Source organism: Stappia sp. WLB 29, from assembly GCF_023507705.1.
GTDB lineage: Bacteria > Pseudomonadota > Alphaproteobacteria > Rhizobiales > Stappiaceae > Stappia.
In genome coordinates this window covers 198,949-211,659 of record NZ_JALBGD010000009.1, presented here as the reverse complement: position 1 = coordinate 211,659, position 12,711 = coordinate 198,949, and the positions used below count along the sequence as shown (strand labels likewise).

General features: G+C 67.7%; 12 protein-coding genes. 3 read left to right on the top strand and 9 right to left on the bottom strand.

Annotated elements, in window-relative coordinates; all coding sequences use genetic code 11:
• Positions 1–2: 2 nt before the first annotated feature.
• From MNI96_RS17210 to MNI96_RS17190, 5 genes are all read right to left on the bottom strand, one after another.
• Positions 3–734, bottom strand: coding sequence for a proteasome-type protease (locus tag MNI96_RS17210; RefSeq protein WP_249695157.1), 732 nt, complete (start codon positions 732–734; stop codon positions 3–5).
• A gap of 121 nt (positions 735–855) precedes the next feature.
• Positions 856–1,677, bottom strand: coding sequence for a transglutaminase family protein (locus tag MNI96_RS17205; protein ID WP_249695155.1), 822 nt, complete (start codon positions 1,675–1,677; stop codon positions 856–858).
• Between the two features lie 79 nt (positions 1,678–1,756).
• Positions 1,757–2,704 carry an alpha-E domain-containing protein gene (locus MNI96_RS17200; RefSeq protein ID WP_249695153.1) on the bottom strand — a complete coding sequence of 316 codons (948 nt, stop codon included), beginning with the start codon at positions 2,702–2,704 and terminating at the stop codon, positions 1,757–1,759.
• Positions 2,705–2,710: 6 nt separating this feature from the next.
• Positions 2,711–4,132 (bottom strand): circularly permuted type 2 ATP-grasp protein, encoded by a 1,422-nt coding sequence (locus MNI96_RS17195; RefSeq protein ID WP_249695151.1) that lies wholly within the window; start codon positions 4,130–4,132, stop codon positions 2,711–2,713.
• Between the two features lie 294 nt (positions 4,133–4,426).
• On the bottom strand, positions 4,427–5,023 hold the full coding sequence (locus tag MNI96_RS17190) for a hypothetical protein (protein WP_249695149.1): 597 nt from the start codon (positions 5,021–5,023) through the stop codon (positions 4,427–4,429).
• 89 nt (positions 5,024–5,112) lie between these two features.
• Between MNI96_RS17190 and MNI96_RS17185 the strand changes: the two genes are divergently transcribed.
• Positions 5,113–5,790 (top strand): helix-turn-helix transcriptional regulator, encoded by a 678-nt coding sequence (locus tag MNI96_RS17185; protein WP_249695147.1) that lies wholly within the window; start codon positions 5,113–5,115, stop codon positions 5,788–5,790.
• Here the strand turns inward: MNI96_RS17185 and MNI96_RS17180 are convergent, their stop codons facing one another.
• From MNI96_RS17180 to MNI96_RS17170, 3 genes are all read right to left on the bottom strand, one after another.
• Positions 5,791–6,141 (bottom strand): hypothetical protein, encoded by a 351-nt coding sequence (locus MNI96_RS17180; RefSeq protein WP_249695145.1) that lies wholly within the window; start codon positions 6,139–6,141, stop codon positions 5,791–5,793.
• 135 nt (positions 6,142–6,276) lie between these two features.
• A complete protein-coding gene (locus MNI96_RS17175; protein WP_249695142.1) occupies positions 6,277–7,107 on the bottom strand; it encodes an aldo/keto reductase in 831 nt (276 codons plus the stop codon).
• Between the two features lie 161 nt (positions 7,108–7,268).
• Positions 7,269–7,886: an ATP-dependent Clp protease proteolytic subunit gene (locus tag MNI96_RS17170; protein ID WP_249695140.1), complete on the bottom strand. Its 618-nt coding sequence runs from the start codon at positions 7,884–7,886 to the stop codon at positions 7,269–7,271.
• 378 nt (positions 7,887–8,264) lie between these two features.
• Between MNI96_RS17170 and MNI96_RS17165 the strand changes: the two genes are divergently transcribed.
• Together MNI96_RS17165 and MNI96_RS17160 are read left to right on the top strand one after the other, a co-directional pair.
• On the top strand, positions 8,265–9,002 hold the full coding sequence (locus MNI96_RS17165; RefSeq protein ID WP_249695138.1) for a DNA helicase: 738 nt from the start codon (positions 8,265–8,267) through the stop codon (positions 9,000–9,002).
• Positions 9,003–9,063: 61 nt separating this feature from the next.
• Complete coding sequence (locus MNI96_RS17160; protein ID WP_249695137.1) at positions 9,064–9,300, top strand: hypothetical protein; 237 nt, start codon at positions 9,064–9,066, stop codon at positions 9,298–9,300.
• A gap of 409 nt (positions 9,301–9,709) precedes the next feature.
• Here the strand turns inward: MNI96_RS17160 and uvrA are convergent, their stop codons facing one another.
• Positions 9,710–12,670 (bottom strand): excinuclease ABC subunit UvrA, encoded by a 2,961-nt coding sequence (gene uvrA / locus MNI96_RS17155; protein WP_249695136.1) that lies wholly within the window; start codon positions 12,668–12,670, stop codon positions 9,710–9,712.
• Between the last annotated feature and the right edge of the window lie 41 nt (positions 12,671–12,711).

Sequence of the window (12,711 nt, the reverse complement as noted above, 5' to 3'; positions counted from 1 at the left end):
CGTCAGATCTCGAAGTCGGGAATCTCGGCGACCGCGTCGCGCAGCTTTTCCGACCACATGCGGGAGAGGTCCGCGAAATAGGGGTCGTCCTCGCGGATGCGGGTCTGGCGATGGGCGGAGAAGCTGTCGGTGTTGTAGAGCAGCATGTCGATGGGCATGCCGACCGACAGGTTCGAGCGCAGGGTCGAGTTGAACGACAGCAGCACCAGCTTCGCCGCCTGGCCGAGGCGCATGTCCGCCTGCGTCACCCGGTCGAGGATCGGCTTGCCGTATTTGTGCTCGCCGATCTGCAGGAAGGGCGTATCGGCGGAGGCCTCGATGAAGTTGCCGGCCGAATAGATCTGGAAGAGGCGCGGCGCCTCGCCCCTGATCTGGCCGCCCAGCAGGAAGGTGACGCTGAAGCTCTCGGAGTTTGCGGCAAGCGCCTCGCCGTCGATGGCGCGCACGTCGCGCACCGCGCTGCCCACCAGCCGCGCGGCCTGGAACATGGTGTCCACGGTATGCAGCGTCGGACGGCCCGGTTCCTCGCCCTTCAGCCGCTCGCTCAAGAGGCTCACCACCGACTGGGTGACGGCGAGGTTGCCGGCCGCCATCATGCAGATCACCCGGTCGCCCGGCTTTTCCCACACATGCAGCTTCTTGAAGGTGGCGACATTGTCGAGCCCGGCATTGGTGCGCGTATCGGCGGCCATCACGATGCCGCGATCGAGCTTCAGACCGACACAATAGGTCATGAGCAGACAATCTCCGAAAACGGGGAGGGCGGACGCCCGGCCGGATCGCGCGCGGCGACGATTCGCGCGTCGCGCCGGCTCCTGGGGATTTGACAGGTTCGCTGCCGTACCGGCAACGGTCCTATTGCTGAGCTTGCTGCGATTCCTGTGAAACCGCCACCTCCACATCCATGTTCTCGCCGGACCCGCCCGTGCGGATACCGCGGATCGGCGCGGCGGAGCGCGAGTCGAGGCCGCAGGTGAGGCGGATGTAGCGGTCGGTCGGGCACATGCCGTTCGATATGTCGAAGCCGACCCAGCCGAGCTGCGGCAGCAGGACCTCGGCCCAGGCGTGATGCGCCTCCGACCCCTGTCCGTCGTCCAGCAGCATGTAGCCCGATATATAGCGCGCCGGCACGCCGATGGAACGGGCTGCGGCGATGAAGATATGCGCATGGTCCTGGCATACGCCCTCGCCGGCATTCAACGCATCGACGGCCGCGGTATGCACCTCGGTGACGCCGGTGCGGTAGGCGACCTTGTCGCGGATCGCCTGCATCAGGTCGTGGAAACCGGAGACCGCGTCCGCCTCGCCGCGTTCGGCCAGAGCGCCGAGCCGGCGGATCGCCGGGTTGGCTTTGGTCAGCGGGGTGTAGCGGAGGAACACGTTGTCGGGCGTCGGGCTCGGGGGCAGGCCCACGACGCCCGCCCGGTCCTGCGTCTCGACCACGCCCTCTACAGTGATGGTCAACTCGCTCATCGTCTCGCGGTGGCTGACGATGGCGACCGGATTGCCGAAGGCATCGATGTAGTGCCCGGCCCGGTCGTAGCCCGGCACGTCGATGGTCCAGGACACGACTTTCTGCCCGGCCAGGGTGGGTGGCGTCAGGCGCAGCTGCTGGACCATGTGGGCCAGCGGGCGGTCGTACCGATAGCGGGTCACATGTTTGACGCTGAGGCGCATGTCTCTCCGGCTTCCTCGTCTGCGGCCGGCTTTGCGTTCGGCCGCCGGCGTCTTGTCGTTCTGCTCGTTTCGTCTCGTCTCAGGCGAAGTGATAGTCCGCTGCGAGCTGCGCGCCCAGCCCGTTGTTTCTGGCGATCATGTCCCCCAGGAACTCGTGCAGGCCGCTCTGGAAAACCTGCTGCATCGTCGTCCCGTCCAGCAGCTGGTAGGTGCGCTTGGCCATGTCGTAGCTCATCGGCTGCTCGCCGTAGCGGGCGGTCAGCGAGTCCATGCTTTCGGAGATCCAGTCGTAGCAATAGGCCAGCGAGCGCGGCATCTCCTTCCGCAGGATCAGGAACTCGGCGATGTTGAACGGACGGATCTGGGCATCGCGATAGGCGTGGCGATAGCTGCGATGGGCCGAGACCGAGCGCAGGATCGTCGACCACTGGTAGCGGTCCAGTTCGCCGCCGACCACCTCGTTGTCCGGCAGCAGAATCCAGTATTTCACGTCGAGGATGCGCGAGGTGTTGTCGGCGCGCTCGATGAAGCAGCCGAACTGCGAGAAGTGGTAGCCCTCGTCGCGCATCAATGTGCCGAGCATCGCGCCGCGGAACAGCATGGAGCGCTGCTTGATCCAGGTCAGGAAGCCCGGCAGCTTGTCGTCGGTCATGTGCTGCGGGCGCACTTCCATGAAGTCGATATAGGTCGTGTTCAGGCTTTCCCACATCTCGCCGGTGATGGCGGTGCGCACCGAGCGCGCGTTGTTGCGGGCCGCCTCGATGCAGGAGCGCACGGAGGAGGGGTTGTCCGGGTCGAACAGCATGTGCGCGACGACGGAGCGCTTGGTCAGCTCGTCGTGCTTCTTGAAGAAGGCCTGGTCGCAGCCGGCGCTGACCAGCGTCGAGCGCCAGTCGTCGGCGGCGTCCTGGCCCAGGCGCGGCGTCATGGCGATGCGATATCCCACCTCCAGCAGGCGGGCCATGTTCTCCGCCCGCTCGTTGTAGCGCGAGGTCCAGAACAGGGATGCGGCGGTACGGCCGAGCATGGTTCGTCAGTCCTCCAGAACCCAGGTGTCCTTGGTGCCGCCGCCCTGGCTGGAATTCACCACCAGGGAGCCTTTCTTCAGCGCCACGCGGGTCAGGCCGCCGGGCGTGATGCGCACCTTGTCTCCGACCAGCACATAGGGCCTCAAGTCGACATGGCGGGGCGCCAGCCCCGATTGCACGTGGGTCGGGCAGGCCGACAGCGCCAGGGTCGGCTGGGCGATGTAGTTGGCGGGGTTGGCGTTCAGCCGCTTGGAGAACTCGGCGATCTCGCGCTTGGAGGCGGTCGGACCGATCAGCATGCCGTAGCCGCCCGAGCCGTGCACCTCCTTCACCACCAGCTCCGGCAGGCGGTCGAGCACATAGGCGAGGTCGTCCGGCTTGGCGCAGTTCCAGGTCGGTACGTTCTTCAGGATCGGTTTCTGGCCGGTGTAGAACTCGATGATGTCCGGCACATAGGCATAGATCGCCTTGTCGTCCGCAATGCCCGTGCCCGGTGCGTTGCAGATCGTCACGTTGCCCGCCCGGTAGGCGTCGAACAGGCCGGGCACGCCGAGCATGCTGTCGGGACGGAAGGTCAGCGGATCGAGGAAGGCATCGTCGATGCGCCGGTAGATCACATGGACCCGCTGCGGCGACTGGGTGGTGCGCATCCACACCTTGCCGTCCTCCACATAGAGGTCGCGGGCCTCGCACAGCTCCACGCCCATCGTGTCGGCGAGGAAGGCATGCTCGAAATAGGCGGAGTTGTAGATGCCCGGCGTCAGGATGCAGACCGTCGGATCGCCGTCGCAGTTCTCCGGCGCGACGCTTTCCAGCGTCTCGCGCAGCATGTCCGGATAGTGCTCGATCGGCGCCACCCGGTTCTGCTGGAACAGCTCCGGGAACATCCGCATCATCGTCTCCCGGTTCTCCAGCATGTAGGAGACGCCGGACGGGGTGCGGGTGTTGTCCTCCAGCACGTAGAAGTCGTCCTCGCCGACGCGCACGAGGTCGGTGCCTATAATATGGGCATAGACCCGGCGCGCCGGGGTGAAGCCGATCATCTCCGGCAGGAAGGCTTCGTTCTGCAGGATCAGCTCCGCCGGCACGCGGCCGGCCCGCACGATCTCCTGGCGATGGTAGATGTCGTAGAGGAAGGCGTTGAGCGCCCGCACCCGCTGGTCGATGCCGGCCGACAGGCGCCGCCACTCGGACGCCGAGAGCACGCGCGGGACGATGTCGAAGGGGATCAGCCGTTCGGTGGCCTCTGACGTGCCGTAGACGGCGAAGGTGATGCCGAGGCGGCGGAAGATCGTCTCTGCCTCGCGCGATTTCTTGCGCATCTCCGCCGGGGACAGGGTGTCGAACCATTCGGCGAGCCGCCTGTAGGGCGCGCGGGGCTTGCCGTCGGCGGTCAGCATCTCGTTGAAAATCGTGCTCTCCCCCATGCGTGTCTCTAACCCCTCGTCCGCAACGTCGTCTTGTTCTTGAAGGCGAAGCGGTCTGGCGCTCCGCCGACAGGGCCCATGTTCGCAAACCGGAACGGCGCCTTCCAAGTCCGAAATTGCGCCAGCAAACACCTCCATCTGCATTCCCGGCAGGCAGGCCGACCGGGACTGGACCTTGCGGCAACAAGCTTAACGCGCCTAGGGGACACGTCAAATCAAGAGGTTTCGGACTTGCGAAAACGGCGCATTCCTGCGGGGAATGCGCCGTCGTGCCGAGCTTGCCTTGCGTTCGGATCACACCAATTCGCCGAATTCCATGTTTTCCGGCTCGATCAGGGCGAGGAAGGCGTCGCAGTCCGCGTTGCCCTGCCAGCTGTTGCAGATGGCAACGGCCCGCGCCCGGCTGTCGGCAATGGCGATATCGAGGAACGTGCCGCTTTCGAGCCGGACCAGCCGCTGGCCCAGCCAGCCCGGCTGGCGCGAGAGGTGGCGCTCCACCATCCGTGCATGGGCCGCGCGCATGTCGGCTTCCGCCACGCCCGCCTTCAGGCGGAAGCGGCCGATCTCCATCCCGTCCCCGGAAAGGAGGCCGAGGGGCGCCGGCTGGCTCGCCGCGTAGTGGCCCATGCTGGCGACGCTGCCGATCGTGGCGCGGAAGCCGGCGAAGTCTGCTCCTTCTCCGACCTCGCGTGCGGCCGAGAGCGCCGCCTCTTCGCTCTTCCAGGCGACGAGATCGACGCGCTGGGCCGCCTCGCCGGTTCCCGTCAGCTGCGTCCAGGCGAGGAAGCCGGGGAACGAGCGGATCTTGTCGAGTGCGAGCCTGCGTTCATGGTCGGCGCGATCCGGATCTTCCACCCGGTAGGCGACGACTTCGAGGCAATGACCTTGCATGCGATGCTCCTATGCTGCGTGATGCACTGCGGGAGATACGCCGTGGCTGCTGACACCTTCTGTCAGGGGTGTGCGCTAGGACTATGGCCATGAAGGTCTTTCGTCTGTTCTCCCTGCTCGACCGGCTGCGCAGCGCCGGCGGTCCCGTTTCGGCCGAGGAGCTTGCCAGCGCGCTAGAGGTGTCGCCCCGCACGATCTACCGGGACATGGCCACTCTGCAGGCGATGGGCGCGCCGGTGCGCGGCGAGGCAGGGCTCGGTTATCAGATGGAGCGGGGGTACTTCCTGCCGCCGCTGCGCTTCGACGAGGAGGAACTGGAGGCGATCGCGCTCGGCATGCGGCTGGTGGGCGCGCGCGGCGATGCGCCCTTGCGCGAGGCGGCACTGCGTGTCGCGGGCAAGATCGGCGCGGCCGCGGGCGAGGCGGGGGGCGAGACGACCCTTCGCCTGCCGCTGCGTGCCGTCGCGCGCGAGCGTCCGCAGGCGCAGACCGCCAAACGTTGGTTGCCGGGGCTGCGCCGGGCCATTCGCCGGCAGCGGATCGTGCTGCTCGATTACAGGGATCTTGCCGGGCGGGAAAGCCGCAGGCGGGTCCGCCCGCTCGGGCTCACGGCCTTCGACGAGGTCTGGCTGCTGACCGGGTGGTGCGAGGCACGCGACGACTTCCGCAACTTCCGCCTCGACCGCATTACGGCCGTGGAGGAGACGGACGAGCGGGCCCCGAGCGAGCGCGGGCGGCGTTTCGAGGACTATCTTGCGAGCTTGTGATCAGCGCCAGCCGCCGCGCCGCTCCCAGGGCGAGAACAGCGGCGTCTCGCAGATATAGCCGACGATGCAGCGGCCGGTGTCGCGGGTGCGCACCTGCGCCGGGCGCACCGTTTCCCAGTGGTCGCACCAGCGCGGACCGGCGACGAAGCGCTCATAGGTGTGTTGGCCGGTGGTCATGACCACCGCGCCGCGGCGTGCGACGAGGTTCTGCGCCTGGTTGCAGCTCATGCGCCTGAGGTCCGGTCGCTGCTGCGCGGCGACCGGCGGCGGGGCGAGCGTCATCAGCATCAGGGCGGAAAGGGCTGCCACGGCCAGCCCGGTTCCTGCTTTATTCAAACGTTCGATGCGCATGCCGGGTCTCCCCCCTGTTGTCGCGCCCGGCCTTCGCGTGCCGCCGGGGCGCTCCCACGCTCACTTTTGCCTGCCATCGCGGCAAAGCGATGGCAGGCCGATGCTTGTCGGGGCCGTCCGCCCAGGGCGGCGGGCCTATTCCTCGTCCCAGTCGGGCGCCCAGTCCGGGTCGATGCCGCGCCCGCCCGCGCTGCCGAGCGTGGAGATCGCCGCCATCTCGGCCTCGTCCAGCTCGAAGTCGAAGACGGCGGCGTTCTCCGCCAGCCTCGAGGGCGTGCCGGTCTTGGGGATGGCGATGGTGTTCTCCTGCTGCAGCAGCCAGCGCAGCGTGACCTGCACCTCGCTCTTGCCGTGGCGCTTGCCGATGTCCCGGATCGTCTCGTTGCCGATGACGCGGCCCTTGGCGATGGGCGAATAGGCGATCAGCGCCATGCCGGCGGCCTCCAGCGCCTCGCGCACCCGCTTCTGCGACAGGAAGGGGTGATACTCCACCTGGTTTGCGACCAGCTGTCCCTTGGCGAGGTCCTGCGCCTCGCGCACCATCGCGGCGGTGAAGTTGGAAACGCCGATGGCGCGCGTCCAGCCGCGCTGGCGCAGCTCCAGCAGCGCCTCGATCTGCTCCTTCAGCGGCACGCGTGGGTTGGGCCAGTGGATCAGGAACAGGTCGACATGGTCGAGCCCCAGCCGGTCGAGGCTGTCCTCGCAGGAGCGGATCAGCTTTTCCGGGTCGAGGCTGTCGTGCCAGACCTTGGTCGTCACGTGATAGCTGTCGCGGGCGCGGCCCGAGGCGCGCAGGCCCGCGCCCACCGCCTTCTCGTTGGCATACATCGCCGCCGTGTCGACATGGTCCCAGCCGCTTTCCAGCGCGGCGCGGACCATGTCGCGGCACGGCTCGTCCTTCAGCGGCCAGGTCCCGAGCCCCAGCACGGGAATGTCGATGCCGCCGAGGGTGAGATGTTGGTTCATGGCACTGCTCCTGTTCGGATGTCGCGTAGGGCGGGGAGGGGCCCCGCAAACGAAAACGGCCCGGCGGACGTCCGCGCCCTCTCGAGGAGAGGGGCAGCCGCCGGCCGGGCCGGAATGTCGTACCGGCGCCGCCTCTCTTGCAAGGGGGCGCCGGTGGGTCGTCAGTCGAGATCGCTGACCGAGGCCGCGACCTTGCCGACCAGGCCGTAGCTCATGGCCTCGTCCGGGCCCATCCAGTAGTCGCGGTCGGTGTCCTTCTCGATCCGCTCCATCGGCTGGCCGGTCGCCGCCGCGAAGAGCTTGTTCAGGCGGTCGCGCATCTTGAGGATCTCGCGCGCCTGGATCTCGATGTCGGAGGCCTGGCCGCCGGCGCCGCCGGACGGTTGGTGCAGCAGGAAGCGGGTGTTCGGCGTGCAATAACGGCGCTCCTTGGGCACCGAGATGTAGATCAGCGCGCCGGCGCTCGCCACCCAGCCCATGCCGAGGATGCGCACTTCCGGGCCGATGAACTTGATGGTGTCGTGGATCATGTCGCCGGATTCGACGTGGCCGCCGGGCGAGGACACGATCACGGTGATCGGGTCGTTGGAAACCTGCGCCATCGCCAGCAGCCGGGCGCAGACGTCGCGCGCCAGTTCCTGATTGATCGGGCCGGTGATCAGCACCGTGCGGGCGTCGAACAGATGCTTGTCGACCTGGATCGAAGGCGGCGTCTTGGTCTTCTCGTCGTCGTCCTCGTCGTCGAGGCGGCTCGGCACATCGTTCGGCTTGATGGTCATGTGCAAGATCTGCTCCTTCATGAAGACGGAATCGGGCCCCGCCGGGCCCGGTCTCGTTTCCCATACTTAGGCGATGCGTGCCCTCGCGGCAAAGGGGTTCTCGCAATTTGCCCCGTGCTGCGTCGAACTGGGTGAACAGCGGGCGTCGCGCCCGCATCGTCCCCGCCCGTGCGCCGGGGTTTCACACCTTCCGGCCGCCGCGGCGCTTCCCTGCGCGGCGGCGGATGGGCTAGGCTGCGAGTCGGGTGCTGCCCGCGCCTCCCCCCTCCGCTCCGGGAAAGCATGTGCCATGCCGGGCCTTTCGCATCACCGGACCACCCGTTCGGGCGCCGCATGAGGAGGGATTGCGCTCATCGCCCGCAGACGGAGGTCTCCGGCATGCAGCTTTCCGCACCCCTTTACCGCCTCAAGCGCGAGGCTCGCCTGCTCTCCCGCGAGGCGGGCATTCCCCTTGCCGCCGCGCTCGACCGCATCGCCGCCCGCGAGGGCCATGCCCGTTGGAGCCTCCTGGCCCAGCGTGCTGCCGAGCGCTCGCCCGCCGCCCTGATCTATCCCCGCCTTCGCCCCGGCGAGATGATCCTCGTCGCCGCCCGGCCCGGACAGGGCAAGACGCTGCTGGCGCTGGAGCTCGCCATCGAGGCGATGAAGGCCGGCAACCGGGCCGCCGTGTTCACGCTGGAATATGTGGAGTGCGAGGTCGAGGCGCGGCTTGAGCGGCTCGGTGCGCGGGGGCAGCTCAAGGATCTCCTCGCATTCGATTGCTCCGACGGGATCTGCGCGGCCCGCATCACCGGGCGGCTGCAGGGCTGCGCGCCCGGCACGCTCGTTGTCGTCGATTATCTGCAGATCCTCGACCAGCGGCGCGACACGCCGGACCTCGGCACGCAGGTCGCGGAACTCTCCGCCTTCGCCCGGCGTTCCGGCGCGGTGCTCGTCTTCGTCTCGCAGGTCGACCGCACCTTTGATCCGGTGCTGAAACCCTTGCCGGACCTTGCCGACCTGCGCCTGCCCAATCCGCTCGACCTCTCGCTGTTCGACCGGGCGGTGTTCCTGCAGGCGGGCCGGCTGCGACTCGCGGATCTCGGAGAGGGCAGTAAGCAGGAGCAATTTTCTTGACACCCGCGAGAAGGCGTCTTTTGATTAAATGCCTTTTATTCTTGAGATATTGGGGAATTCGATGAGACGATTGCTTTTTGTGTTCTTTCTGTTGGTCCTTCCCGCCACTGCCATGGCGGGTAACGCCGTCCTGAAGAAGGATGGGAAATCCTATACCTTGAACTGCTCGAATGCCGGCTGCTTCATCGCCGAGCGTATTTCCTTCTTCAAGTCGGGTCCTCAGAAGCGGCTTGGAGCCGGGGGCGCTGCGAATTTCGAAAAGTGGATGAAGAAGCTGAAAAGCGACGGCTACAAATAGCAAGGTCGGCTGAGGCGCCGTCGCCATGCCTGATGGATGCGACGAGTGGCCTGTCAGTCTCACACCTGCCGAGGGTGCCAATGGATCCGGGGTCGCAGCTTCGCCTTGCCCGGGATGATGTCCTGTGGGTGTCGTAGTCGCACGGCCTCACATCCTCTCGGCCGTCACCCCGGCCAAGCGCAAGCGCGCGCCGGGACCTGTTGGCAGCCAGAGCGGCGGCGGCACGCCGAAACCCGGCCTCCCGCTCCCGTCATGCCGAACCGCGGGGCGCGGCAGCGCCATCGCTCGATCCGCGATCCGGCATCCAGCCATCGGCCGCGGACGGCCCGCCCGCGCTGCGGGTTCATGACCGCCGGCAAGAGCATGCCCGCCGCACGCCCGCCGTCCGCGTCCCACCAGGGAGGCGCGCCTATTCCGCCGCGTTCATGCCGCGGGCCGGGCGGCGCTCCAGCACCTCGCGCAGGAAGCGGCCGGTATGGCTCGCCTCCGCCTCGACGATGTCCTCCGGCGTGCCGGCCGCGACGATGGTGCCGCCGCCGTCGCCCCCTTCCGGACCCAGGTCGATCACCCAGTCGGCGGTCTTGATGACCTCCAGATTGTGCTCGATGACCAGCACCGTGTTGCCCTGCTCGACCAGTTCGTGCAGCACTTCCAGCAGCTTGGCGACGTCGTGGAAATGCAGGCCGGTCGTCGGCTCGTCGAGGATGTAGAGCGTGCGGCCGGTCGCGCGCTTCGACAGTTCCTTGGCCAGCTTGACGCGCTGCGCCTCGCCGCCCGACAGGGTCGTCGCCTGCTGGCCGACCTTGATATAGCCGAGGCCGACGCGGGCCAGCGTCTCCAGCTTGTCGCGCACCGCCGGCACGGCGGCGAAGAAGCGCGCGCCTTCCTCCACCGTCATGTCGAGCACGTCGGCGATGGACTTGCCCTTGAACTCCACTTCCAGCGTCTCGCGGTTGTAGCGCTTGCCCTTGCAGACGTCGCAGGTGACGTAGACGTCGGGCAGGAAGTGCATCTCGATCTTGATGACGCCGTCGCCCTGGCAGGCCTCGCAGCGCCCGCCCTTGACGTTGAAGGAAAAGCGCCCCGGCTGGTAGCCGCGGGTCTTCGCCTCGGGGAGGCCGGCGAACCATTCGCGGATCGGCGTGAAGGCGCCGGTATAGGTCGCCGGGTTCGAGCGCGGCGTGCGCCCGATCGGCGACTGGTCGATGTCGATCACCTTGTCGAGCTGTTCCAGCCCGTCGATATGGTCGTGCGGGGCCGGGGTCTCGCGTGCGCCGTTCAGCCGCCGCGCCGCCGCCTTGTAGAGCGTGTCGATCAGGAAGGTCGACTTGCCGCCGCCGGAGACACCGGTGATGCAGGTGAAGGTGCCGAGCGGAATGTCCGCCGAGACGTTCTTCAGGTTGTTGCCGCGCGCGCCGGCCACATGGATGCGGCGGTGCTTCTTCGGCTTGCGCCGCTCGGCCGGCATCGGGATCGCCATGGCGCCGGACAGATACTGGCCGGTCAGCGACTTCGGGTTGGCCAGGATCTCCGCCGGCGTGCCTTCGGCCACCACCTCGCCGCCATGGATGCCGGCGCCCGGGCCGATGTCGACCACATGGTCGGCGGTGAGCACCGCGTCCTCGTCGTGCTCGACCACGATCACCGTGTTGCCGAGGTCGCGCAGGTGCTTCAGCGTGTCGAGCAGGCGGGCATTGTCGCGCTGGTGCAGGCCGATGGACGGCTCGTCGAGCACATAGAGCACGCCGGTGAGCCCCGAGCCGATCTGCGAGGCGAGGCGGATGCGCTGGCTCTCGCCGCCCGACAGGGTGCCGGAATTGCGCGACAGCGCCAGATAGTCGAGGCCGACATCGTTGAGGAACTTCAGCCGCTCGCGGATCTCCTTGAGGATGCGCAGGGCGATCTCCGACTGCTTGTCGGTGAGCTTCTCCGGCAGCTCGGCGAACCAGGCGGCGGCATCGCGGATCGACAGCTGCGAGATCTCGCCGATATGGCGGGTGGCGATCTTCACCGACAGCGCCTCGGGCTTGAGCCGGTAGCCGTTGCAGGCCGGGCACGGGCGGTCGGACTGGTAGCGCGACAGTTCCTCGCGCACCCATTCGCTGTCGGTCTCGCGCCAGCGCCGCTCGATATTGCCGACGACGCCCTCGAAGGTCTTGGCGGTGCGGTAGCTGCGCACGCCGTCGTCGTAGACGAACTCGATCTTCTCCTTGCCCGAGCCGTTGAGGATCGTCTCGCGCACCGCTTCCGGCAGGTCGGCCCAGGGGGTGGCCATCGAGGCGCCGAAATGGCGGCAGATCGCCTCCAGCGTCTGGGCATAATAGGGCGAGGTCGAGCCGGTCTTGGCCCAGGGCAGCACCGCGCCCTCGCGCAGGGTGAGCGTGTGGTCGGGCACCACCAGCTCCGGCTCGAAGGCGAGCGTGGTGCCGAGCCCGTCGCAGGTCGGGCAGGCGCCGAACGGGTTGTTGAAGGAGAACAGCCGCGGCTCGATCTCGGAGATCGTGAAGCCGGAGACCGGGCAGGCGAATTTTTCCGAGAACACCATGCGCTCGTGGGTCTCGTTGCGGTTCTGCAGCACCGCCCCGTCGGCGGGCGCGGGCAGCGCCTTGTCGGCGAACTCGGCGATGGCGATGCCGTCGGCCAGCGACAGCGCCGTCTCCAGCGAATCCGCCAGCCGGCCGGCGATGTCCGGCCGCACGACGATGCGGTCGACGACCACGTCGATGTCGTGCTTCAGCTTCTTGTCGAGGGCGGGCGCCTCGGCGATCTCGTGGAAGGTGCCGTCGATCTTGACGCGCTGGAAGCCCTTCTTCATCAGCTCGGCGAGTTCCTTGCGGTACTCGCCCTTGCGCCCGCGCACGATCGGGGCCAGCAGGTAGAGCCGGGTGCCTTCCTCCAGCGCCAGCACCCGGTCGACCATCTGGCTGACCGTCTGGCTCTCGATCGGCAGGCCGGTCGCCGGCGAATAGGGCACGCCGATGCGCGCGAACAGAAGGCGCAGGTAGTCGTAGATTTCCGTCACCGTGCCCACGGTCGAACGCGGATTGCGCGAGGTCGTCTTCTGCTCGATGGAGATGGCCGGCGACAGGCCGTCGATCTGGTCGACGTCCGGTTTCTGCATCATCTCCAGGAACTGGCGGGCATAGGCCGACAGGCTCTCGACATAGCGGCGCTGGCCCTCGGCATAGATCGTGTCGAAGGCGAGCGACGACTTGCCGGAGCCGGACAGGCCGGTCATCACGATCAGCGCGTCGCGCGGCAGGTCGAGGTCGATATTCTTGAGATTGTGCTCGCGCGCGCCGCGCACGCTGATCACGCGCCGGTCGGCGAGGGAGGCGGGCGGCGTGGAGGTCGAACGCGGCTTGGACATGCGTGCGGTTCCCGGATGACGGCCTTGCGGCGTCTGGAAGG

Coding starts and splice junctions, on each gene's coding strand:
- MNI96_RS17210 (WP_249695157.1), bottom strand. CDS start 734: ATGACCTATTGTGTCGGTCTGAAGCTCGATCGCGGCATCGTGATGGCC.
- MNI96_RS17205 (WP_249695155.1), bottom strand. CDS start 1,677: ATGCGCCTCAGCGTCAAACATGTGACCCGCTATCGGTACGACCGCCCG.
- MNI96_RS17200 (WP_249695153.1), bottom strand. CDS start 2,704: ATGCTCGGCCGTACCGCCGCATCCCTGTTCTGGACCTCGCGCTACAAC.
- MNI96_RS17195 (WP_249695151.1), bottom strand. CDS start 4,132: ATGGGGGAGAGCACGATTTTCAACGAGATGCTGACCGCCGACGGCAAG.
- MNI96_RS17190 (WP_249695149.1), bottom strand. CDS start 5,023: ATGCAAGGTCATTGCCTCGAAGTCGTCGCCTACCGGGTGGAAGATCCG.
- MNI96_RS17185 (WP_249695147.1), top strand. CDS start 5,113: ATGAAGGTCTTTCGTCTGTTCTCCCTGCTCGACCGGCTGCGCAGCGCC.
- MNI96_RS17180 (WP_249695145.1), bottom strand. CDS start 6,141: ATGCGCATCGAACGTTTGAATAAAGCAGGAACCGGGCTGGCCGTGGCA.
- MNI96_RS17175 (WP_249695142.1), bottom strand. CDS start 7,107: ATGAACCAACATCTCACCCTCGGCGGCATCGACATTCCCGTGCTGGGG.
- MNI96_RS17170 (WP_249695140.1), bottom strand. CDS start 7,886: ATGACCATCAAGCCGAACGATGTGCCGAGCCGCCTCGACGACGAGGAC.
- MNI96_RS17165 (WP_249695138.1), top strand. CDS start 8,265: ATGCAGCTTTCCGCACCCCTTTACCGCCTCAAGCGCGAGGCTCGCCTG.
- MNI96_RS17160 (WP_249695137.1), top strand. CDS start 9,064: ATGAGACGATTGCTTTTTGTGTTCTTTCTGTTGGTCCTTCCCGCCACT.
- uvrA (WP_249695136.1), bottom strand. CDS start 12,670: ATGTCCAAGCCGCGTTCGACCTCCACGCCGCCCGCCTCCCTCGCCGAC.